The 20,953-nt window shown below is 73.9% G+C and carries 21 protein-coding genes and 1 pseudogene; 13 read left to right on the forward strand and 9 right to left on the reverse strand.

Annotated elements, in window-relative coordinates; translation table 11 throughout:
- Positions 1-5 precede the first annotated feature (5 nt).
- Genes ACZ6J5_RS32670 through ACZ6J5_RS32680 form a run of 3 tightly spaced genes read right to left on the reverse strand, consistent with a single transcriptional unit; the run spans position 6 to position 3,247 of the window.
- Positions 6-1,580: a carboxylesterase/lipase family protein gene (locus ACZ6J5_RS32670; protein ID WP_469397510.1), complete on the reverse strand. Its 1,575-nt coding sequence runs from the start codon at positions 1,578-1,580 to the stop codon at positions 6-8.
- A gap of 44 nt (positions 1,581-1,624) precedes the next feature.
- Positions 1,625-2,308, reverse strand: a complete 684-nt coding sequence (locus ACZ6J5_RS32675; protein ID WP_469397511.1) for a hypothetical protein — start codon at positions 2,306-2,308, stop codon at positions 1,625-1,627.
- 42 nt (positions 2,309-2,350) lie between these two features.
- The gene (locus ACZ6J5_RS32680) at positions 2,351-3,247 is read right to left on the reverse strand and encodes an NAD(P)-dependent oxidoreductase (protein WP_469397513.1); all 897 of its coding nucleotides are present in this window, start codon (positions 3,245-3,247) and stop codon (positions 2,351-2,353) included.
- A gap of 149 nt (positions 3,248-3,396) precedes the next feature.
- On the opposite strand from ACZ6J5_RS32680, the gene ACZ6J5_RS32685 reads away from it, so the two are divergent.
- Positions 3,397-3,969: a TetR/AcrR family transcriptional regulator gene (locus ACZ6J5_RS32685; protein WP_469397515.1), complete on the forward strand. Its 573-nt coding sequence runs from the start codon at positions 3,397-3,399 to the stop codon at positions 3,967-3,969.
- Positions 3,970-3,978: 9 nt separating this feature from the next.
- Positions 3,979-4,716 carry a VOC family protein gene (locus tag ACZ6J5_RS32690; protein ID WP_469397516.1) on the forward strand — a complete coding sequence of 246 codons (738 nt, stop codon included), beginning with the start codon at positions 3,979-3,981 and terminating at the stop codon, positions 4,714-4,716.
- 63 nt (positions 4,717-4,779) lie between these two features.
- Here ACZ6J5_RS32690 and ACZ6J5_RS32695 read toward each other — a convergent pair whose 3' ends face one another.
- Both ACZ6J5_RS32695 and ACZ6J5_RS32700 read right to left on the reverse strand, forming a co-directional pair.
- Positions 4,780-5,244 (reverse strand): pyridoxamine 5'-phosphate oxidase family protein, encoded by a 465-nt coding sequence (locus ACZ6J5_RS32695; RefSeq protein WP_469397518.1) that lies wholly within the window; start codon positions 5,242-5,244, stop codon positions 4,780-4,782.
- A 97-nt stretch (positions 5,245-5,341) separates the two neighbouring features.
- Positions 5,342-5,941 (reverse strand): TetR/AcrR family transcriptional regulator, encoded by a 600-nt coding sequence (locus ACZ6J5_RS32700; protein WP_469397520.1) that lies wholly within the window; start codon positions 5,939-5,941, stop codon positions 5,342-5,344.
- Between the two features lie 87 nt (positions 5,942-6,028).
- Here ACZ6J5_RS32700 and ACZ6J5_RS32705 point away from each other — a divergent pair, with 87 nt between their 5' ends.
- Positions 6,029-6,382 carry a hypothetical protein gene (locus ACZ6J5_RS32705; RefSeq protein WP_469397521.1) on the forward strand — a complete coding sequence of 118 codons (354 nt, stop codon included), beginning with the start codon at positions 6,029-6,031 and terminating at the stop codon, positions 6,380-6,382.
- Positions 6,383-6,498: 116 nt separating this feature from the next.
- On the opposite strand, the gene ACZ6J5_RS32710 is transcribed toward ACZ6J5_RS32705, so the two are convergent.
- A complete protein-coding gene (locus tag ACZ6J5_RS32710; protein ID WP_469397523.1) occupies positions 6,499-7,224 on the reverse strand; it encodes a dienelactone hydrolase family protein in 726 nt (241 codons plus the stop codon).
- Between the two features lie 69 nt (positions 7,225-7,293).
- Positions 7,294-7,602, reverse strand: coding sequence for a hypothetical protein (locus ACZ6J5_RS32715; protein WP_469397525.1), 309 nt, complete (start codon positions 7,600-7,602; stop codon positions 7,294-7,296).
- Between the two features lie 176 nt (positions 7,603-7,778).
- Between ACZ6J5_RS32715 and ACZ6J5_RS32720 the strand changes: the two genes are divergently transcribed.
- The 6 genes from ACZ6J5_RS32720 (at position 7,779) to ACZ6J5_RS32745 (ending at position 15,338) form a co-directional block, all read left to right on the forward strand.
- Positions 7,779-9,125, forward strand: a complete 1,347-nt coding sequence (locus tag ACZ6J5_RS32720; protein ID WP_469397527.1) for an aminotransferase class V-fold PLP-dependent enzyme — start codon at positions 7,779-7,781, stop codon at positions 9,123-9,125.
- Positions 9,110-10,444: an ABC transporter substrate-binding protein gene (locus ACZ6J5_RS32725; protein ID WP_469397528.1), complete on the forward strand. Its 1,335-nt coding sequence runs from the start codon at positions 9,110-9,112 to the stop codon at positions 10,442-10,444. Before ACZ6J5_RS32720 ends, ACZ6J5_RS32725 begins: the two co-directional genes overlap by 16 nt.
- 1 nt (position 10,445) lies before the next feature.
- Positions 10,446-11,471, forward strand: a complete 1,026-nt coding sequence (locus tag ACZ6J5_RS32730; RefSeq protein ID WP_469397529.1) for an ABC transporter permease subunit — start codon at positions 10,446-10,448, stop codon at positions 11,469-11,471.
- Positions 11,468-12,283, forward strand: coding sequence for a carbohydrate ABC transporter permease (locus tag ACZ6J5_RS32735; protein WP_469397530.1), 816 nt, complete (start codon positions 11,468-11,470; stop codon positions 12,281-12,283). Before ACZ6J5_RS32730 ends, ACZ6J5_RS32735 begins: the two co-directional genes overlap by 4 nt.
- A gap of 8 nt (positions 12,284-12,291) precedes the next feature.
- Complete coding sequence (locus ACZ6J5_RS32740; protein WP_469397531.1) at positions 12,292-14,181, forward strand: glycoside hydrolase family 36 protein; 1,890 nt, start codon at positions 12,292-12,294, stop codon at positions 14,179-14,181.
- Between the two features lie 128 nt (positions 14,182-14,309).
- Positions 14,310-15,338 carry a LacI family DNA-binding transcriptional regulator gene (locus ACZ6J5_RS32745; RefSeq protein WP_469397532.1) on the forward strand — a complete coding sequence of 343 codons (1,029 nt, stop codon included), beginning with the start codon at positions 14,310-14,312 and terminating at the stop codon, positions 15,336-15,338.
- 34 nt (positions 15,339-15,372) lie between these two features.
- Here the strand turns inward: ACZ6J5_RS32745 and ACZ6J5_RS32750 are convergent, their stop codons facing one another.
- Positions 15,373-15,798 carry a MarR family winged helix-turn-helix transcriptional regulator gene (locus tag ACZ6J5_RS32750; protein WP_469397533.1) on the reverse strand — a complete coding sequence of 142 codons (426 nt, stop codon included), beginning with the start codon at positions 15,796-15,798 and terminating at the stop codon, positions 15,373-15,375.
- Between the two features lie 185 nt (positions 15,799-15,983).
- Here ACZ6J5_RS32750 and ACZ6J5_RS32755 point away from each other — a divergent pair, with 185 nt between their 5' ends.
- Genes ACZ6J5_RS32755 through ACZ6J5_RS32770 form a run of 4 tightly spaced genes read left to right on the forward strand, consistent with a single transcriptional unit; the run spans position 15,984 to position 20,525 of the window.
- A complete protein-coding gene (locus tag ACZ6J5_RS32755) occupies positions 15,984-16,772 on the forward strand; it encodes a crotonase/enoyl-CoA hydratase family protein (protein ID WP_469397534.1) in 789 nt (262 codons plus the stop codon).
- The gene (locus ACZ6J5_RS32760) at positions 16,769-18,775 is read left to right on the forward strand and encodes an acetoacetate--CoA ligase (protein ID WP_469397535.1); all 2,007 of its coding nucleotides are present in this window, start codon (positions 16,769-16,771) and stop codon (positions 18,773-18,775) included. Before ACZ6J5_RS32755 ends, ACZ6J5_RS32760 begins: the two co-directional genes overlap by 4 nt.
- Entirely contained in the window at positions 18,772-19,656 is an 885-nt protein-coding gene (locus ACZ6J5_RS32765) for a 3-hydroxyacyl-CoA dehydrogenase NAD-binding domain-containing protein (protein WP_469397536.1), read from the forward strand. Before ACZ6J5_RS32760 ends, ACZ6J5_RS32765 begins: the two co-directional genes overlap by 4 nt.
- Before the next feature lie 8 nt (positions 19,657-19,664).
- Entirely contained in the window at positions 19,665-20,525 is an 861-nt protein-coding gene (locus tag ACZ6J5_RS32770; RefSeq protein WP_469397540.1) for an amidohydrolase family protein, read from the forward strand.
- An 84-nt stretch (positions 20,526-20,609) separates the two neighbouring features.
- Here the strand turns inward: ACZ6J5_RS32770 and ACZ6J5_RS32775 are convergent.
- Positions 20,610-20,953, reverse strand: a pseudogene (locus ACZ6J5_RS32775) (hypothetical protein); the annotation flags it as partial.

A 20,953-nucleotide genomic window follows, 5' to 3' on the forward strand; every position in this document is an offset into this window, starting at 1 on the left:
CGCGCTCAGGCGCGCGCCAGCGGGAACTCCGCCCCGGCCCACCGGACCCGGGTGCCCTCGGGCCGGACCCGCACGCCTCCGCCGCCGTCCGCGCGCCACACCATGATCCGGTCGGTGTCGGTGTCGGTGTCGGTGTCGGTGCCGGTGCCGGTGCCGACGAGGGCGGGCCAGCCGGGGTTTCCCGTCCGGGCGAAGTCGGCCCAGGCGCGCACCATGCGGGCGGACAGCTCGTCGTCGGCGGGGGTGGGGGAGCCGCCCCCGACGAGGAAGGCGACGGCCCGGTCGTGGTGGGTGCCGAAGGCGAAGGGCACGTCCGCGCAGTGCCAGGCACGGACCGGACCGTCCGGGCCCTCGCGGCGGCGGTCGAAGCGGGCGAGGTGGGCACGGCCCCCGGCCCGCGCGTGCGCGTCGGCGAGCCGCTCGGCGTACGCGCAGAAGAGCAGGTCTCCGAAGACCTCCAGGTAGACCTCGCGCACCGGCGCGCGGGGCGCCCGGGCGCGGTAGCTGTCCACCAGTCCCTCGGGCAGCCCGAAGTCGGCGGCGAAGGCGCGGAGCCGTGCGTCGGTGGCGACCTCGGCGCAGCTCCCGACGGCGTCCAGCAGCCAGTACTCCTCCGTCGTGTGGCAGACCAGCAGCTCGACGTCCCGGCAGCGGCCCTCGGCCATCCCGGCGAGCGGGTCGACGGGCAGCACGTCCCCGTCGAGGACGGGCGCGTAGAGCGAGGGGTCGTAGTGCCGGGACCCGGAGCCCGGGTCGTTCCGGTACCGCTCGACGACCGCGTCCCCGGCCCGCACCAGCGCCTCGGGGCTCAGCGCGGTCAGCCCCTCGGCGGTGGCGGGACAGCCGGCCGCGCCGGCGAGCTCCCGGGTGGTCGCCGCGGCGAGGGCGGGCGGGTAGCAGGGGCTGGCGGGGCTGTGGGCGACGGCACGCCGGAACAGCCCGCGGGCGCGGTCCATCACCATCAGGCAGGCGACGGAGGCGGCCCCGGACGACTGCCCGGCGACGGTGACGGCGTCGGGATCGCCGCCGAACCCCGCGACGTTCTCCCGCACCCAGCGCAGCGCGGCGACCTGGTCGAGCAGGCCCCGGTTCTCCGGGTACGCGGCGTGGCCCGCACCGTCGTCGTCGCCGGGGCCCGCCGGGGCGGGGACGTGGCCGAAGCCCTCGAAGCCGAGGCGGTAGTTGACGGTGACGACGACGATTCCGGCGCGGGCGAGCGCCGTGCCGTCGAAGTCGGGCTGCGCGGAGGAGCCGAAGGTGTAGGCGCCGCCGTGGAACCAGACGAGGACGGGAAGCGGGCCGGGGGAGAGGCGCGGGTCCGGCGTCCAGACGTTGAGGCTGAGCACGTCCTCGTCACCCGGTGTCCAGACGGGCGCGCCGGGCAGTTCGGCCGACTGGGGCGCGACCGGCCCGAAGCGGGTGCAGTCCCGCACCCCCGCCCAAGGCCGCGCGGGACGGGGCTCCTTGAACCGGTCGGCGCCGAACGGTGGTGCCGCGTACGGGATCCCGAGCACCGCCACGACCCCGGCCGAGGCCCGGAAGCCGCGCACCCGCCCGCTTCCCGTCGCGAAGACCTCCACCCGTACCGCCCCTGTCCGTCCGATGCCCCGACCGCCCGGTTCTATCAGCCGTGGCCGCCGCTGTCGTGATCTTTTCCGGGCCGCGCACCGCCCGTGAGCAGGAGCGCGGCCCGGTCGGCCACGTCGTGCCACGGGCGCGGTGCGACGACCGGCACCCCGGCGGCGGCCGCCTGCTCGGCGAGCCACCGCCCGTAGCCGACGCTGACCCGGGCCCGATGGCGCTGCTCGCCCTCCCCGGGCTCGCGGGAGAGGTAGTTGGCGACCACGCGGTCCTCGCTGTCGTCGTGCACGACGACCCCGCGGACCGGTCCGTGCGGCGCCGCCGCGCCGGGCAGGAGGTAGTCCCCTTCGAGGATCACGGGCGTGTCCGTGTCCACGTGGTTGGCCACGACCGCCTCGACCGCGGGAGCGAGCGCGCGGGCGACGGCGATCTGCCGTTCGACGACGAAGCCGGGCTCCCGGTCGGCGGCTTCGGGGTGCGTGCGCCAGTAGTGCACCTCGGGGAGGTGGTCCGGGCGGGTCACGGCGAGCAGGGCCTCCACGATGTCGTCGACCTCGACGAGCGGAACGCCGTACCGCCGCGCCAGCTCCCGGGCCAGCCGCGTCTTCCCCATCCCGGACGCGCCCCCGACGAGGAGCACGCGCCAGCCGGGCACCTCGCGTCCCTCGCGTCCGTGGTGCCCCTGGCGTACCTCTCGTACCTCTCGTACCTCTTGATCACCGTCCACCGGGGAACTGTATCCAGGGCCCCGGGACCGGTCCCGGACCGGTCAGACCGAGGCCGGGGCCTTCTTCATCAGCTCCACGAGGGAGGAGAAGCTGTCCGCCGCGTGCCCCTCGTCCATGCCGCGCCGGAACAGCTCGACGACCGCAGCCGGCAGCGTGGTGTCGACGCCCGCGTCCGCGTGGGTGTGCAGGACGTGCTCGGCGCTGGCCGTGCCCATGGCGAGCCGGTCCACGTCGCCGGTGTGCCGCGCCCCGTCGAGGCGCTCGGCGTAGAAGGAGAAGAAGCCGGGGAGCGACTGCGCGGTCTCCACGGCGTGCGGGAGGATGTCCGCCGCCTTGAGGCCGTTGGCGTCGGCGAGGGCGACGGCCTGAAGGTAGCTCAGCATCGACGTCCAGAACATGGTCATGCCGATCTGGTACATGAGCGCGGCGAGGCCAGGGTCCTCCCCCCGGTGGTCGGTCCGGCCGGTGATGACCTCCAGGGCCGGCCGGTGCTTCTCGAAGGCGTCCAGGGGACCGCTGTAGAAGGTCGAGGACTCCGCCTGGCCGATGCCGGAGGGCGGCACGGTGACGCCGCCGGTCAGCTGGACGGCGCCCCGCTCGGCCGCCCAGCGTGCGGCGTCGCGGGCCCTCTCGGGGGTGTCGGAGCTGAGGTTCACCAGGACCCGGCCGGACAGCGCGTCCTCGGCGGTGCCGAGCGTGGCGTACACCGCGTCGTAGTCCGTGAGGCTCAGGACGACGAGCTCGTTGGCGGCGAGGGCCTCCCGGACGTCGGCCGCGAGCGTCGCGCCCCGGGCGACCAGGGCGTCCGCGCGGGACGCGGTGCGGTTCCAGACGGTGACCTCGTATCCGCCGTCGAGGTACGCGCCGGCCATGGCCTGGCCCATGGGGCCGAGGCCGATGACGGTGACGGAGGGGCGGTTGGTGCCGGTGCTGCGCATGACGATCTCCACTCTGCGTGTCGGGGGAGCGCACGCCGGTGAGCCCACACGGCGTGCGCTCTAAAACGAACGCTCTATTTAGTGCGTGGCAAGAACGTAGCACGGTTCTAGAACGAGCGCTCTACTTAGTCGCCGGATACGCTGGGACCATGCAGACCAGCACACGGGACCGGATCGTCGTCGCCGCCGCGCGACTCCTGCAGCGCCAGGGCTATGTCGGTACGGGCATCAAGCAGATCGCCCAGGAGGCCGACGCCACCCTGGGCTCCGTCTACCACTTCTTCCCGGGCGGGAAGGAGACCGTCGCCGTCGCCGCGATCCGGCACAGCAGCGAGGAGTTCGGCTCGCTGCTGCGGACGGCGCTGGAGAGCGAGGAGGAGCCGGCGGAGGCGATCCTGGCCTGCTCCCGGCGCCTCGCCGAGGAGCTGCGGGAGTCGGGCTGGATCGACGGCTGCCCCGTCACCGCGGCGGCCCTGGAGACCCTCGGCACCGACTCGGAGATCCAGCGGGCGTGCGGCGACGCCCTGCGGGACTGGCAGCGGCTCGTCCAGGACAAGCTGCTGAGCGGCGGTCACTCCGCCGAGAGCGCCCGCGAACTGGCGAGCGTCGTGATCTCGGCCCTGGAGGGCGCGGAGGTCACCGCGCAGGTGGCCCGCAGCGAGGAGCCCCTGCACGTCGCGGGCCGACAACTCGCTCGCCTGGTCCGCGCCTCCGGTGTTTAGATGATCGACATGGCGACACGACTGGTGCAGATCAACATGAAGGCCCATGACGACGCGGCGCTCGGCCGCTTCTGGGCGGAGGCGCTCGGCTGGGGCATCGACAGCGAGGGCCCCGGGGTGACCAACCTCGAACCCGTGGGCTTCTCCTACCCCGACCCCGCGGCCGTCTGCATCGACATCATCGCCCGCCCGGAGCCCAAGACGGCGAAGAACCGGGTCCACCTCGACCTGGCCACCACCTCCGCCGCCCACCAGGAACAGCTCGTCGCCCGCCTGCTGGACCTCGGCGCGACCCTCGCCGACGTGGGGCAGGGCGACGTGCCCTGGACGGTCATGGCCGACCCCGAGGGCAACGAGTTCTGCGTCCTGGAGCCGCGCCCCGTCTACGGGGACACCGGCCCGGTGGCCGCCGTCGTGGTCGACTGCGCGGACCCGCGCGAGATGGCCCGCTTCTGGGACGGGGCCATCGACTGGACCCTCCACGAGGTGGCGGACACCCACGCGACCCTCCGCTCGGCGCGGGGTGCCGGCCCGTACCTGGAGTTCGTCCGCACCCCCGACGCCAAGGCCGGCTGGAACCGCGTCCACCTCGACGTCGCCCCCTACCGCGAGGGCGACGTCCCCACGGAGGAGGCCCGCCTGCGCGCGTTGGGCGCGCAGGACCCCGGCATCGACCAGTCGACGATCTCCTGGCGCATCCTCTCGGACCCGGAGGGCAACGAGTTCTGCCTGCTGTCGCCCAGGTGACGGAGCGGGACGACGGCGTCCGCAACCCGGATTCCTGAGCCGCCGGGGCCGGGGGCGGGCGCCCTACCCCAGCCACGCTCCGTCGCGCATCACGACACGGCCCCGCAGCTCGGGCACCCCGCACCAGGCGCGCACGACGCGCGGGGCCACGCGCAGGTAGACGTACGGCTTCTCCTCCCGGCGGGGGTCCCAGCCGAACGTGGCGGCGTACGCGTCCGCCGCGTCCCGCGGCACCTCGTCCGCCCCGTAGCGGTGCGTCACCTCCCCCTGGATCAGCACCACGTCACGGGTGTCCGGCAGGCCGAGCCGCACGCGCGGTTCGGCGCGCGCGTTGCGCACGGTCGCGGAGCCGTCGGCCGTGCACAGCCACACCGCGCGCCCGTCCCAGAGGAACCACAGGGGCACCTGGTGCGGCCCGTGCTCGGGGTGGGCCGTGGAGAGCCAGATGTCACGCTCGGTGCCGAGCCGTTCGAGGGTGTCCCGGATGCGCTCCGCCGTACCACGGGGAGCGTTCTTCGTCGCCTGCATGACCGTTGACCCTAGCCAGCGACCCCGCCCCGCACATGGGGCGTAGGCCCTACGTCCGGGCCTGGGTCCCGGGCCGGAGCCGTACCCGTCCCGGGACCTACGCCTCCTCGGCGCGTACGGACGCCCAGACGCGGTCCGACAGCACCCGCGCCGCCTGCTCGGGGTCGAGCTCCTCGGGGGTGGCCAGCCAGCGGTGCGCGGCGACCGCGACCGGGCCGACGACCAGGACCTCCAGGAGCGGCCCGGGCAGCGCGGCGATCTCGCCCGCGTCGACCCAGCGCCGCAGCCGGTCGGCGACCCGGGGGAAGTGGTCCGGCGCCACGCCGCGCGCCCGGTCGGCGTCGACCGCCAGATAGCTGGAGTACGCCGAACCGTGCAGGTAGCGGGCCACGTCCGGGTTCGCCTGGATGAAGCGCAGATACGTCGTCACGAACGCCCGGATCCCGGTGCGCGCGGTACGGGCCCGGTCCACGGCCCCGAGCGCCTCCGCGTACGTCTGCCGCAGGCAGTGGCCGTACAGTGCCGCCGCGAGTCCGTCGAAGCTGCCGAAGTGGTGGTAGAGGCTGCCGAGGCTGACCCCGCTCGCCTTCGTCACCGCGTTGACGGTGAACCCGGCCTGTCCGGACGTGGCGAACACCTCCAGTGCCGCGGCCAGGAGGCGTTCGACGGTGGCCTCGCCACGGGACTGCTTTGCCATGCAGGGAGTATAGGCAGAGGTGAAGAACTCGAATATTTTTCTAGAAGTAAGTTCTAAAGATGGGGGCTTCGGGCCCATACTGCCGCCATGGATGAACTCATGATGAAGCTCGTCTCCGGCGCCCTCGTCGGCGCGCTGGTCGGCCTCGTCGGCTACGCGAGCGCCGCGCGCCGCCGCCGCCAGGCGGCCCGCGCGGAGGCGGCCCAGGCCGTGCCCGGGGAGGACCCCACTCCGGCCCTGCTCCGGCAGGCCGAGGAGGCGGACCGTCGGCGCGACGAGCTGACCGCCCAGGGCCGGGAGAACGAGGCCCTGGGCCACGCCCGCGCGGCCGTCGACCACTGGACCGCCCTGACCCAGGCCCGCGTCGGCCGCTTCCAGGGCGAACGCCAGTCGGCCCTCCGCCGCCTCACGGAACTCCGCAGCCGCACGGGCGCGGTCTGACCCGCGACAGGGCCGCCGACACCGGGGAGCGGGTTCCCGCCTTCAGGTGGGTGGGGCGAGGTGCACCGCGCGAGGGGATGGGGCGTGGGCGGCGGGCATGGGCGGAAGCGGCCGGATCACTCCGCGACGGGCAGGCATTCGTCGAGGAAGGCGACGACGTCGCGCCAGGCCCGCCGCGCGTGCAGGGGGTGGTAGCCGACGCCGGGCGGTGTGGCGTGGCCGACCGTCGGGTGGTGGAAGCCGTGCAGGGCCCCTCCGTACACCACGAGGCGCCAGTCGACGCCCGACGCCCGCATCTCCTCGGCGAACGCCGCCCGTTGCGCGGGCGGCATGATCGGGTCCTCCGACCCGACCCCCGCCCACACCGGGCAGCGGATCCGTGCGGCCTCGCCCGGCCAGCCCGTGGTCAGGGCGTTGACCGTCGCGATCCCCCGCAGGCCGACGCCGTCCCGGCCGAGCTCCAGCGCGACCGCGCCCCCGGTGCCGTACCCGAGGGCGGCGATCCGGTCGGGATCGGCCGCTGAGGCGGCGCGGAGCACGTCGAGCGCGGCGTGGCCGATCGCGCGCATCCGGCCGGGATCGGCGAGCAGCGGCAGACAGCGGGCCAGCATGTCCTCCGGGTCCGCCAGGTACCGCCCGCCGTGGAGGTCGAAGGCAAGCGCCGCGTACCCCAGTTCGGCCAGCGCCTCGGCCCGCCGCCGCTCCACATCGCTGAGCCCCATCCCCTCGGGCCCGACCAGGACCGCGGGCCGCGGTCCGGCACCGGCCGGGAGTGCGAGGTGGCCGACCATCGTCAGTCCGTCCGCCCGGTACTCGACCGTGCGCGTGGTGACCGTCGTCATGCGGCCCGACGCTAGTGACCCGGGCGCCCGCCCGGGGCGGTGTTCACCGACGGCGGACGGTGAGCCGGCTCAGTCCGTGCCGTCCCGCCGGGCGAGGACCAGGGCCGTCGCCAGGGACAGCGTCAGGGCCGTGCCTCCGGCGGCCATCACCCCCCGGCGGGAGCGCCACGAGAGGGCCGACCAGCGGGACTCGGCGGACAGCAGCGAACCGAGGCTCGCCCACGACCCGACCGAGAGGGCGGACGCGGCCGAACCGATCGAGCCCACGGACAGGAACGAGCCCACCGAACCGATCGACAGCGTCGAGCCGACGGACCCGATCGAGAGGAACGAGTTCCGGGAGTACAGGGACCAGCGCGAGCCGTCAGTCGTCGTCATGCCCCGATCGTAGGCGGACCGCGGGCCGGCGGGCCGCCTCGGTGCCCTGGCGGCGCTTCTCGGTTCCGTGGCTCGGATCGGCTTCGTCCGACCTCTTGTCGGGTGACCCGCCTCTCTCTAATCTGAACCTTCAAATCCCGGAGATGGCACAGGAGTAGCTTCGTGAGGGCTGTTTTTTGAACGATCAAATTCAGGGATCCCGCCGCGCCCCCGGACCCGGCCCCGACGACGGGACGGACTGCGGGGCGACCCGCGAGACGACCCGCGAGGCGGACGGCGGGCCCGTGCCCGGCTACCTCGACTACGCCAGGGTGGGCCCCCTCGCCCCCGAGGCCGTCGCCGCGTCCGCCGCCGCCGTCGCCCTCGCGCGCCGCGCGGGTCCCGCCGAGCTCGACCGGCTCTTCGCCCTCAGCGACGCGGCCCGCGCCTCGGGCGCCCGGCTCCTCGGCGCCGAACCGCACGAGCTCGCCCTCGTCCCGTCCACCAGCAACGGCCTCTTCACCGCCGCCGCGGCGCTCCAGGGCCCCGGCACGGTGCTGGTGCCCCGGGGCGAGTTCCCCGCCAACGTCTACCCCTGGCTCCGTTTCGCCGGCCGGGGCGGACCCGACGTACGCCTCGTCGAGCCCGACGGACACCTGCGTATCTCTCCCGACATCCTGCGACGGCACCTCACCCCCGAGGTCACCGCCCTCACCGTCAGCGCCGTCGACTCCCTCACCGGACACGTCGCCCCGCTCGCCGCCCTTAAGGAGGTCCTCGGGCCGGACCGTCTCCTGATCGTCGACGCGATCCAGGGGCTCGGCGCCGTCCCACTGGAGACCGACGCCGCCGACGTCCTCGTCAGCGGCGGCCAGAAGTGGCTGCGGGCCGGCTGGGGCGCCGCGCTGCTGCTCGTCCGCGACCGCTGCGCCGAACGGCTGCTCCCCGGTCTCGGCGGCTGGGCCGGCGTCACCGACCCCTTCGCCGAGCGGCACCCGGCACCCGCCCTGCCCGGAGCGGCCGCGCACCTCGCCACCAACCCGGACTTCCCGGCCGCCGCGGCCCTGGGCGCCGCCGTCGACGACCTGCTCGCCGAGGGCGGTCCCGCCGCCGTCGGCGCCCGGATCCGCGCCACCCTCGCCGAACTGCTCGACCGGGCGCGCCTGGCCGGCGCCGAGGTCCTGCTGGACGGGCTGGGGGAGCGGGAGCGCGCCGGGATCGGCACCTTCCGTCTGCCCGGCCACGATCCCGCCACCGTCCACCGGGCCCTCGAAGCCGCCGGGGTGATCACCACCCGCCGCGGCGCATGGATCCGGCTCTCGCCCCACCTCCCCACCGGGGCCGTGGCCGCGGACCTCCTCACGGACGCCCTGCGCCCGCTCGCCGCGGGCCCCCGCCCCGCACTCCCCACCTCTCCGCCCCGTCCCACCCGTCCCGCCCTCGCCTCCGACAACTCCCTCAGCCCCCTCAGCCTTTCCAGCCCCCTCGACCCCTCCAGCCCCCTCAACCCCCCGAGCCAGGAGCCGACATGTCCCACCACTTGAGCCGCCGCCGGATGCTCCACCTCACGACCGCCTCCGCCGCCGGACTCGGCCTGACCGCGTGTGGCGGCGGCGGGTCCGGTGCCGGAGCCTCGGGCGCCGACGGCGACAGCGGCCGGATCACGGTCTGGAGCTGGACCACCGCCGCCGAGGCCCTGCGCGGGGTCGTCCCCTCCTTCGAGCGGGACAACCCCGGCATCAAGGTCGACGTCCAGGACCTCGGCAACCCCGCCATCTGGGACAAGATCACCGTCGGTCTCGCCTCGGGCGGCAAGGGCCTCGCCGACGTCCTCCACATCGGCGTCGACTACCTGCCCGGCTACCTCCAGAAGTTCCCCCAGGGCCTCGCCGACCTGTCCAGACTCGGGGCCGACCGGTACAAGGACGCGTTCGCCGAGGGGCTGTGGCCGACCGTCAAGGGCAAGGACGGCACCACCCGCGCCCTCCCCTGGGAGGTGAACCCGCTCGGCCTGTTCTACCGGCACGACTACTTCGAGAAGGCCGGCGTCGATCCCGCCTCCCTCACCAGCTGGGACGACCTGATAGCCGCCGGACCGAAGATCCGCGCCGCCACCGGCGCCCAGCTGCTCGGCCTCGACAAGCCCGGCACCACGCAGGACATGGACTTCTTCCAGAACCTGATGCAGCTCCAGGGCGCCTTCTACTTCGACCGCGACGGCAAGGTCACCCTCGCCTCCCCGGAGGCCGTCCACGCCCTCACCGTCATCAAGCGGCTCAACGACACCGGGCTCCTCGCCGACACCGCCGGCCAGGGCACCTGGAAGCGCCTCGTCGGCCAGGGCAGGCTCGCCACCGCCCCGTACCCCGCCTGGGCGATCGAGTACCTGTCGAGCAAGTTCCCGGCGCAGAGCGGCAAGTGGCGCGTGATGCAGCCGCCCGCCGCCGTCCCCGGCGGGGGCCGGAGCGCCATCGTCAACTCCACCTACCTCACCGTCTCCGCCACCAGCGCGCGCCGCAAGGCCGCCTGGCGCTTCGTCGAGTACGCGCTCACCAAGCCGGCCGAGATCAACCGCATGTTCGCCTCCGGCGGTGTCTTCCCCGCCCTCAAGTCGGCTTACGCGGACCCGAAGTTCAGCGCGCCGAACCCCTTCTACGGCGGCCAGCAGGTCCTCCGTTCCTTCGTCGAATCGCTCGACGCGGGCTCGGACGCCACCAACTTCACCGGTGACTACAGCCGCGCCCTGAAGCTCGCGAGCGACGCCCAGAGCCAGGTTCTGGTCAAGGGCGCCGACCCGGCCGACGCGCTCAAGGCCGCGGCGAAGCAGCTCGCGCAGCAGACCGGCCGGCAGCAGGCGGCCTGACATGTCCCTCGCCCCACCCGAACGCGTCCCGGGCCCCGACCCGTCCCCGCCCCTCGCCGAGCCCGACGTGCCCGCACACGGGACGGCCGCCGCCGTCCGGGAGCGCCCGGGCACCCGGCCCGTCCCGCGAGCCGTGCCCACCCCGCGAGCCGTGCCCGGCCGGCGCGGACTGCTGACCCGCGGCTCGTTCCCGTACCTCCTGATCATGCCCGCCGTCCTGGGCTTCGCCGTCTTCAAGGCGTACCCCATCGCCGCGTCCTTCTGGATCAGCCTCACCACTGGCAGCGGCGAGGAGGCCCGGTTCGCCGGCCTCGCCAACTACCAGCGGCTGCTCACCGACCCGCTGTTCTGGACCGCGCTGAAGAACACCGCGCTCATCCTCGTCGTCCAGGTGCCGCTGATGCTCGGCCTGGCTCTCCTCGTCGCCCTCGGCCTCAACTCCACCAAGGTCTGGCTGCGCCCCCTCTGGCGCCTCGGCGTCTTCGTGCCGTCGCTGACCGGACTCGTCGCGGCGGGCGTCATGTTCTCCGTCATCCTCAACCGGGACGCGGGCCTGCTGAACTGGCTGCTCTCGCTCGTCGGCATCGACCCCGTCAACTGGCTCGGCAGTCCCCTCTGGGCCCGCGTCGCCGTCGTCCTCGTCATCACCTGGCACTACACCGGCTACAACGCGGTCATGTACCTGGCAGGACTCCAGGGCATCCCCAAGGAGCTGTACGAGGCGGCCATGGTCGACGGCGCCGGACCGGTCCGCCGCTTCTTCGCCATCACGCTGCCCCAGCTGCGGCCCATCCTCCTCCTCACCGTGGTGCTCTCCACCATCGGCACCCTCCAGCTCTTCGACGAGCCGTACGTCCTCACCGGCGGCGGCCCCGACAACTCCACCCTCACCGTCACCATGTACCTCTACAACAACGGCTTCAAGTACTTCGACTTCGGCTACGCCTCGGCCCTCGCCTACGCCCTCGCGGCCCTCGTCTCGATCCTCGGCGTCATCCAGGTCCGGCTGATGGGAGAGCGCCGGTGAAGACGCGCGGCCCCCTGCTCACCCTGCTGCTCGCGGGCGCCTTCGGGCTCTGCGTCGGCCCCTTCTACTGGCTCGCCATGGCCGCCACTCAGGAGGACAAGGACGTCTTCTCCTGGCCGCCGAAACTGCTCCCGGGCGGACACCTCCTCGACAACCTCCAGGGCCTCCAGGAGTCGATCGGCCTGGCCCGCGTCCTCCTCAACACCCTCGTCGTGGCCGGCGTCCAGACGGCCGGAGCCGTCGTCGTGTCGGTCCTGGCGGGCTACGCCTTCGCGAAGTTCGACTTCCGCGGCCGGAACCTGTTCTTCGTGCTGCTGCTCAGCACGCTCGTCATCCCCGACGCGGTGATGCTCATCCCGATCTTCCAGATGATGATGGACCTGGGCCTGATCGACACCTACCAGTCGGTGATCCTGCCCGGTCTCGTCACCCCGTTCGGCATCTTCCTGATGCGCCAGGCCCTGCGCTCCATGCCCGACGAACTCCTCGACGCCGCCCGCGTCGACGGCGCCGGCGAGCTGCGCGTCCTGTGGCGGATCGTCATCCCGGTCAACCGGCCGATCATCGCCGCGCTCGCGCTCTTCGTCTTCCTCGGCGGCTGGAACCAGTTCGTCTGGCCGCTGATCGCCCTGCGCAGCCCCGAGATGTACACCCTCCCCGTGGCCACGGCCACCCTCCAGGGCCTCTCGACCACCAACTACGCCCACGTGCTGCTCGCCGGCGCCATCGCCGCGATCCCCGTGATGGCCCTCTTCCTCCTGCTGCAGCGCCAGTTCATCTCCGGCCTCCTGGCCGGGGCGACCAAGGAGTGACCCACCCCGTGACCTTCACCCCCGACACCGCCACCGACCCCGCCACCGATCCCGCCACCGATCCCGCCATCGCGGCGGCCGAGCCGCCCGTCGCCGCCTGGCGCCCCCACGACGAGATGGGAAAGCCGACCACGAGCGCGGGCCGCACCCTCCCCACCCCCCTCTACCACCCCACCGGCATCCCCCTCACCATTCACCTCACCGCCCCCGGCGGCGACGCCGACGCCTGGCAGGCGTCCGCCACCTCGGTCGCGGACGGCGTGGCGCTCATCGAGGTACGGGCCACGGCCCCGGTCACCGTCCGCGCCGAGTGGCGGGTCCCGTGTGTCGGGGCCACCGCGTTCTGGACGCCGCACACCACCGCGGGCCGCTGGCTCCCGCCCTCCTGGACCGCGCCCCGCACCGTCTCGCTCGCCCTCGGCGCGCCCGTCGCCAGCCTGGTCGGGACGGGCGACCGGGCCCTGTGCACGGCCGCGGCGGGGGAGACGGGCGCGCCCGTGCGGGTGGGCGCGGGAGTGGTCGAGGAGAGTGGCGAGTTCGCGTTCATCTTCGAACAGGAGCTCACCCCCGACGGCCCCCCGCTGACGCTGCGCGTGGACCTCGGCGGCCGGCACTACGCCGCCACCCTCCAGGACGTCACCGACTGGTGGGCCGAGGGCACCGCGCACCCCGGCGTCGCCGCCGCCGCGCGGATGCCCGCGTACTCCACCTGGTACAGCCTCCACCAGAACGTGGACGCCGCCGCCGTCGAGCGCCAGGCCGCGCTGGCCGCCGACGTCGGCTGTGGGAGCGTCATCGTCGACGACGGCTGGCAGACCACCGACCGCGCCCGAGGCTACGGCCACTGCGGCGACTGGGAGCCGAACCGGACGGCCTTCCCCGACCTCGCCGCCCACGTCGCCGAGGTCCGGCGGGGCGGCCTCGCCTACCTCCTCTGGTACGCGCTGCCGTTCATCGGGCGCCACAACGAGGCCTGGGACCGCTTCAAGGGCCTGATCCTCCGCGAGGAGCCCCACCTCGACGCGGCCGTCCTCGACCCCCGCCACCCCGAGGTCCGCGCCCACCTCGTCGACACGGTGAGCCGCGCCGTCGAGGAGTGGGGGATGGACGGCGTGAAGCTCGACTTCATCGACCGCTTCGCCGTCGCCGACCCCCCGCCCGCCCCGCCCGGCGCCGACCACGCCACCGTCCACGAGGGCGTCCGCCGCCTGCTCGCCGACCTCGACGCCCGGCTGCGGCGCACGCGCCCCGACGTGATCGTGGAGCACCGCCAGCCGTACGTCAGCCCCGGGCTCTGGCCGTACGCCACCATGGTCCGCGCCGTCGACTGCCCGCTGAGCCCGGCCGAGAACCGCCAGCGGACCGTCGACTGCCGACTGCTCGCGGGCCCGCTCGCCGTCCACGCCGACATGATCATGTGGCACGCCGACGAGCCGCCCGAGGGGGTGGCGGTGCACCTGGTGAACGCGCTGTTCTCGGTCCCGCAGATCTCCGTCGACCTCGCCGCCCAGACCCCGGACCAGCTCGCCGCCGTCCGCTTCTGGCTCGACGTCTTCCGCCGCCACGCCGACGTCCTCCAGCAGGGCGCCCTGGAACCGGCGCGCCCGGACCTCGGCTACCCTCTCGTCCGCGCGCACGCCCGGGGCACGACGGTCGTCGGGCGCTACGCGCCCGTGCCCGTCGCCGTACCGGAGGAGGCCGGGGCGCGGCTCCTCGTGGCCAACGCGGACGCCGACCCCACGGTCCTCCTCACCGCCACCCGCCCGGGAGGGGCCCTCGCCCTCGTCCAGGACTGCCGTGGTGAGATCCTGTCCGATACCGTGCTCGAACTCGTCGCCGGGCCGAACCCGGTGACCGTGCCGACCGGCGGCCTGCTCACGCTGACCCGACAGGGCTGAACGAGACGGGGGCCGACGGCCGGTTCGCGCACCGCCGTCTGCCCCCGCCCCCCCGACACGCAACCCCGCCCCCACGAAGCACGCGACCCCGCAGCACGCACAGCCCCCACAGCACCCCCAGAGGAACGATGCCCGCTCACCAGGTGACCATCGAGGACGTCGCACGCGCGGCGGGAGTCTCCCGCCAGACCGTCTCCAACGCCCTCAACGCGCCCCACCGGCTGCGCGCGACCACGCTCGCCCGGGTCACCGAGGCCATCGACGAGCTCGGCTACCAGCCGGACCAGTCCGCCCGCAGCCTGCGCACCGGCACGCGCAGGGTCATCGGCTACCCGGCCCCCGCCGACAACCCCGCCGACCCCAACCCCCTCATGGGCGGCTTCCTCCAGGCACTGGTGAGCGCCGCCGACGCCGTCGGCCACCGCGTCCTGCTCTTCCGCTGCGACCCCGAGCAGGGCGCGGACGCGGTCGCCAGGTCCTTCAACGGGCTGATCGCCGCCCGGCAGGTCGACGGCTTCGTCCTCTCCGACGTGATCCACGACGACCCCCGGGTCGACGTGCTCAGCGAGGCGGCGTTCCCCTTCGTGGCCTTCGGCCGCACGGCCCCCGGCCGCCCCCAGAACTGGGTGGACATCGACTCCGCCGCGGCCACCGCCGAACTGGTCCGGCTCCTCCTCGACCAGGGCCACCGCCGGATCTGCTACGTCAACTCCGCCGCGAACCTGCCCTGGCTCGCCGACCGCCGGGCGGGCCTGCTCCAGGCGGCGGCCTCGGCACCCGGCGGCGCCTTCGAGGTCGGCGTCCCCGACGACGACCCGGCCGCCCTGTCCCAGGCGATCCAGCGCGTCCTCGTCGGCACGGACCGCCCGACCGCGCTGGTCTGCGCGAACGACTGGCTCGCCCTGACCGCGTACCAGGCCGTCCGCGCGGCCGGCCTCGCCGTGGGCACCGACGTCGCCGTCACCGGCTTCAACGACCTGCCCCTGTCCACGGTCCTGCAGCCCGCCCTCACCAGCGTCCGTCTCCCGCTCGCCGCGATCGCCCGCGCGCTGGTCGAACGGCTGATATCGACCGTCGAGGACCGCGACGCCGTCCCGGCGCGGGGCCTGCTGCTCCCGGCCGAGCACGTGCTGCGCGGCAGCACGCCGCAGCCCTAGGGACGGAAGGGGCGAGGGCGGCGGCCCGGATGCGCTACCCGAGGGCCGCGCGGGCCCGGTTGAGGTAGTCGCGGAAGGCCGTGCGCTCGCGGGCCGAGAAGCCGTCCAGCATCTCGTCCTCCAGCGCCTGAACGGCCGGCGCGTGCAGGGCCAGCAGGGCACGGCCCTCGTCGGTCAGGCCGATGACGTGCCGGCGGCGGCTCTCCGGGTCGGGGGAGCGGGTGATGAGGCCGCGCCGTTGCAGGGCGCCGACCAGGTCGGACATCGACTGGGGCGTGACGAAGGAATTGCGGGCGAGCTCGGCCGCCGACATGTTGTCCCGCCGTTCGAGCACGGTCAGGGCCGTGTACTGGAGCGCGGTGACGCCCGAGGGCTTCAGGAGCTCGTCGAGCCGTGCCCGGGTGATCAGTTCGACCTGCTTCACCGAGTACAGGAACGACGGCGGGGCGACGTCCTTCACCGGGCCGCCCCTCCCGCGCGCGATGCCCCCCGGCCGCTCCAGGTCGTCCTCTCCATGCCCGCCACCCTCTCCCCGTCATCCCTTGTCATCATCAGGAATCCTGTCGAAAATTCTAGCCCACACCCCTTGTCCGGCGCCGTGCGGTCCTTCAATACTCAGGATTCCTGATAATGAAGGAGCCTTCCTTGAACACCCTTTCCGTTGACCTGCACGACGGAGTCGCCGTCCTGACGCTCCGCCGCCCGGCCAAGCGCAACGCCCTCGACGACGCCACGGTGCTCCGCCTCGAGGAGTTCTTCCGGAAGCCGGGACCCGACGTGCGGGCCGCCGTCCTGGACGCGGAGGGCCCCCACTTCTCCGCCGGGCTCGACCTGGGCGAACTGACCGAGCGGTCCACCGAGGAGGCACTGGAGCACTCCCTCATGTGGCACCGCGTCTTCGACACGATCGAAGGCGGCCGCGTCCCCGTGGTCGCCGCCCTCAAGGGCGCCGTCATCGGCGGCGGCCTCGAACTCGCCGCCGCCGCGCACCTCCGCGTCGCCGAACCCTCCGCCTTCTACGCCCTCCCGGAAGGACAGCGCGGCCTCTTCGTCGGCGGTGGCGGCTCCGTCCGCGTCCCCCGCCTCATCGGCGCCCACCGGATGGCCGACATGATGCTCACCGGCCGCGTCCTCGACGCCGCCGAGGGCCAGGCCGCGGGCCTCTCCCAGTACCTCACCGAGGAGGGCGGCGCCCGCGCCAAGGCCCTGGAGCTCGCCGCCCGCATCGCCGCCAACGCGCCGCTCACCAACTTCGCCGTCCTCCAGGCGCTCCCCAGGATCGCCGAAGCCTCACCCGCCGGCGGCCTCCTCCTCGAATCCCTCATGGCGGCCGTCGCGGCCGGCAGCGTCGACGCCCAGGCCCGGATGCGGGCCTTCCTGGACGGCCGCGCGGCGAAGGTCACCGCCACGACCGCCGGAGAGGACGCCCGATGAGCGAGATACTCAGCACTCCCGCCGACGACGTCAGGGACACCTCCGAGATCGGCCGCTTCCTGCGCTGGCTGGAAACGGAACGCGGCCTGGACCTCCCCGACTACGACAGCCTCTGGCAGTGGTCCGTCACCGACCTCGCCGGATTCTGGAGCGCCGTCTGGGAGTTCTTCGACGTCCACGCGCACACCCCGCCCACCGCCGCCCTCGGCCGCACGTCCATGCCGGACACCGAGTGGTTCCCGGGCGCCACCCTCAACTACGCCGAGCACACCCTCGGCCGCCTGACACCGGCCGACGAGGACGCCGTCGCCGTCATCGCCCACTCGCAGACCCGCCCGCCCGTCCGGCTCACCTTCGGTGCGCTGCGCGACCAGGTCGCCCGGGCCCGCGCCGGCCTCCTCCGCCTCGGCGTCGCCAAGGGCGACCGCGTCGTCGCGTACCTGCCGAACATCCCGGAGACCCTCGTCGCCTTCCTCGCCACCGCGAGTATCGGCGCCGTCTGGGCCTCGTGCGCCCCGGAGTTCGGCGCCCGCAGCGTGGTCGACCGGTTCGCCCAGCTCGAACCCACCGTGCTGCTGACCGTCGCCGGATACCGGTACGGGGAACGGGACGTCGACCGGCGCGCGGAGGCCGCCGAGATCGTGGAGGGGCTCCCGACCCTGCGGCGCACCGTGCACGTCCCGTACGGGGAGCACACCCTGCCCGGGGCGCTGCCCTGGGACGAACTCCTCGCGGAGCCGCGCGGCGCGGACGCGGGCGCACCGGCGGCGCCCGCCTTCGAGGCCGTACCCTTCGACCACCCGCTCTTCGTGCTCTTCTCCTCCGGCACCACCGGCATCCCCAAGGCGATCGTGCACCGCCACGGCGGCATCCTGCTGGAGCACCTCAAGAACAACGCGCTGAGCTGGGACCTCAAGCCCGGCGACCGGATGCTCTGGTTCAGCACCACCGCCTGGATGCTGTGGAACACCCTGGTGTCCGCCCTCCTCGTCCGCGCCTCCATCGTCATGATCGACGGCAACCCGGCCCACCCCGACCTGCGGGAACAGTGGCGGCTCGCCGCCGACACCGGCGCGACCCTGATGGGGGTGAGCCCCGGCTACCTCATGGCCTGCCGCAAGGCGGGCATCGAGCCCGCCCGGGAGTTCGACCTGTCACGGCTGCGGCAGCTCGGCGCGGCCGGCAGCCCGCTCGCCGCCGAGGGCTTCCGCTGGGTCACCGAACAGTTCGGCGACCGGGTCCTCCTCAACGTCGGCTGCGGCGGCACCGACGTGTGCACCGGCATCCTCCAGGGCAGCCCGCTCCAGACCGTACGCGCCGGCGAGATCTCCGGGCCCTGCCTCGGCGTCGCCGCCCACGCGTACGACAGCGCCGGCGCCCCCGTCGTCGGCGAGCTCGGCGAACTCGTCATCACCGCGCCCATGCCGTCGATGCCCCTCGGCTTCTGGGGCGACACCGACGGCTCCCGCTACCGTGCCGCCTACTTCGAGGAGTACCCCGGCGTATGGCGGCACGGCGACTGGGTGCGCTTCGCGCCGGAGGGCCACTGCGTCGTCGCCGGACGCTCCGACGCCACCCTCAACCGAGGCGGGGTCCGGCTCGGCACCGCCGAGTTCTACGCGGTCGTCGAGGACCTGCCCGAGATCGACGACAGCCTCGTCGTCCACCTGGAGGACCCCGAGGGGGGCAACGGCGAACTCCTCCTCTTCGTCACCGGACCCCGGGAACTGGACGACGCCCTCCGCACGCGCGTCGCCCGCGCCCTGAGGTCCGCCCTGTCGCCCCGGCACGTCCCCGACACGGTCGAGCTGGTGCCCGTGATCCCGCGCAACCGGACCGGAAAGAAACTGGAGGTTCCCGTGAAGCGCGTCCTCCTCGGCGCCCGCCCCGAATCCGTCGCGGGCGTCGGCGTCCTCGCCGAGCCGGACTCGCTCGACCCCTTCGTCGCCTACGCCGCCACCCGGACCGCCCGGGCGGGCGGCTCCGCCGGGAGGACCGCGTGAAGGTGTCCGTCGTCGGCACCGGAGTCATCGGCGCCTCCTGGACGACCCTCTTCCTCTCGTACGGGCACGAGGTCGTCGCCACCGACCCCGCACCCGGCGCGGAGACCAGGCTCCGCGCGGCGGTCACCGCCGACCAGACGCTCCTCACCTTCACGCCGGACCCCGCCGAAGCCGTCGCCGACGCCGACTTCGTCCAGGAGAACGGCCCGGAGCGCCCCGAGCTGAAGGACGAGCTCTTCGCCGTCCTCGACGCCGCCGCACCACCCGGCACCGTCCTCGCGAGCAGCTCGTCGGGGCTCCCGCCCTCCCGGATCCAGCGGTCCTGCGCGGCCCACCCCGAACGGGTCCTCGTGGGCCACCCGTTCAACCCGCCCCATCTCATCCCGCTCGTCGAGGTGGTGCCGGGCGAGCGCACCGCCGAGACCGCCGTCGAAGCGGCCACGGCCTTCTACCGGTCCCTCGGCCGCCGCCCGATCCGGCTGCGCCGGGAACTCCCCGGCCATGTCGCCAACCGGCTCCAGGCCGCGCTGTGGCGGGAGGCGTACTCCCTGGTCGAGCGCGGTGCGGCGAGCGTCACCGACATCGACACGGCCATCGCCCACGGCCCCGGCCTGCGTTGGGCGCTCCTCGGCCCCTTCCTCAACCAGCACCTCTCCGGAGGACCGGGCGGCATCGCCCACGTACTGGAACACCTCGGCCCGCCCATGGAGGAGTGGTGGGCCGACCTCGGCACGCCCCGCCTCACCCCCGAGCTGGCCCGCTCGATCGAGCGGGGCGTGGCCGAGGAGCTGACCGGAACGCCCCTGCCCGACCTCGTCGCGGAACGCGACGCGCTCCTCGCCCTTCTCCTCGACGCCAAGAACCGGACTGACCACCTGTGAGCACCCCGATGAACCCCGCCGACCTGACCGCGATCGACTTCCACGTCCACGTAGAGCAGGACGCCCACGGACACCTCGCGCTCGACGCCGAACTCATGGACGCCTCCGCCGCCTACTTCAAGGCCGGCCAGGACCGCACCCCCACCGTCGAAGCGATCGCCGCCCACTACCGCGAGCGCCGGATGGGCGCCGTGATCTTCACCGTGGACGCCTCCACCGGCCTCGGCCACCCGGCCCTGTCCAGCGAGGAGATCGCCCGCGCGGCGGCCGACCACCCGGACGTCCTCGTCCCGTTCGGCTCGGTCGACCCGCACCGCCCCGACGCCGTCGCCCGTGCCCGCTCGCTGGTCCTCGACCACGGGGTGCGCGGCTTCAAGTTCCACCCGAGCCTCCAGGCCTTCGCCCCGAACGACCCCGAGCACTACCCGCTCTACGAGGCCCTCCAGGAACTCGGCGTCCCGGCCCTCTTCCACACCGGCCAGACCGGCATCGGCGCGGGACTGCCGGGCGGGCGCGGCATCAAGCTGCGCTACTCGGACCCGATGCTCCTCGACGACGTGGCCGCCGACTTCCCCGGCCTGACCGTCGTGCTGGCCCACCCGTCGGTGCCCTGGCAGGACGAGGCCATCTCCATGGCCACACACAAGGCCAACGTGTTCATCGACCTGTCCGGCTGGTCCCCGAAGTACTTCCCGCCGCAGCTCGTCAAGGCCGCCGGCTCCTTCCTCCGCCACAAGGTGCTCTTCGGCTCGGACTTTCCGGTCGTCACCCCCGACCGCTGGCTCGCCGACTTCGATGCCCTCGCCATCGGGCCGGAGGCCCGCCCCCTCATCCTGAAGGAGAACGCCGTCCGCGTCCTGGGGCTCTGACCTCAGCCGCGACGGGGCGAGCCCCCGGCGCCGTGAGGCGCCGGGGGCTCGCTGAGTGGGTGACGCGGGTTGTCCGGTCGGTGATCAGCCGAAGGACTTGATGCCGGCCCAGTTCGCTGACAGGACCGTCTTGACGGGGCCTCCGGTGTTGGTGGTGGAGGGGTGGTAGACCTTCATGGTGCCGTCGGCTCCGGAGCGGACCCACAGGTCCGGGATCTTGTCGCCGTTGACGTCGGGGATACCGATGACCGCCGTGATGTTGGTGGTGGTCCAGCCGGTGCCGTAGGAGGTGTCGACACCCTCGCGAGACGCGGCGGCGGTCTTGAGGGAGTCGATGTCGACGCTTCCGGTGACGGTGCCGGGCTTGCCGTGGCGGATGTAGATGGTGCCGGAGTCGAGGCTGCGCCACAGGAGGTCGGGGGTGCCGT

It is taken from the genome of Streptomyces sp. NPDC042100 (assembly GCF_055582325.1).

Excerpts from the sequence above, each read along its gene's own strand:
- ACZ6J5_RS32680 (WP_469397513.1), bottom strand. The coding sequence starts at position 3,247 with ATGCGCAGCACCGGCACCAACCGCCCCTCCGTCACCGTCATCGGCCTC.
- ACZ6J5_RS32685 (WP_469397515.1), top strand. The coding sequence starts at position 3,397 with ATGCAGACCAGCACACGGGACCGGATCGTCGTCGCCGCCGCGCGACTC.
- ACZ6J5_RS32690 (WP_469397516.1), top strand. The coding sequence starts at position 3,979 with ATGGCGACACGACTGGTGCAGATCAACATGAAGGCCCATGACGACGCG.
- ACZ6J5_RS32695 (WP_469397518.1), bottom strand. The coding sequence starts at position 5,244 with ATGCAGGCGACGAAGAACGCTCCCCGTGGTACGGCGGAGCGCATCCGG.
- ACZ6J5_RS32700 (WP_469397520.1), bottom strand. The coding sequence starts at position 5,941 with ATGGCAAAGCAGTCCCGTGGCGAGGCCACCGTCGAACGCCTCCTGGCC.
- ACZ6J5_RS32705 (WP_469397521.1), top strand. The coding sequence starts at position 6,029 with ATGGATGAACTCATGATGAAGCTCGTCTCCGGCGCCCTCGTCGGCGCG.
- ACZ6J5_RS32710 (WP_469397523.1), bottom strand. The coding sequence starts at position 7,224 with ATGACGACGGTCACCACGCGCACGGTCGAGTACCGGGCGGACGGACTG.
- ACZ6J5_RS32715 (WP_469397525.1), bottom strand. The coding sequence starts at position 7,602 with ATGACGACGACTGACGGCTCGCGCTGGTCCCTGTACTCCCGGAACTCG.
- ACZ6J5_RS32725 (WP_469397528.1), top strand. The coding sequence starts at position 9,110 with ATGTCCCACCACTTGAGCCGCCGCCGGATGCTCCACCTCACGACCGCC.
- ACZ6J5_RS32730 (WP_469397529.1), top strand. The coding sequence starts at position 10,446 with ATGTCCCTCGCCCCACCCGAACGCGTCCCGGGCCCCGACCCGTCCCCG.
- ACZ6J5_RS32745 (WP_469397532.1), top strand. The coding sequence starts at position 14,310 with ATGCCCGCTCACCAGGTGACCATCGAGGACGTCGCACGCGCGGCGGGA.
- ACZ6J5_RS32760 (WP_469397535.1), top strand. The coding sequence starts at position 16,769 with ATGAGCGAGATACTCAGCACTCCCGCCGACGACGTCAGGGACACCTCC.
- ACZ6J5_RS32770 (WP_469397540.1), top strand. The coding sequence starts at position 19,665 with ATGAACCCCGCCGACCTGACCGCGATCGACTTCCACGTCCACGTAGAG.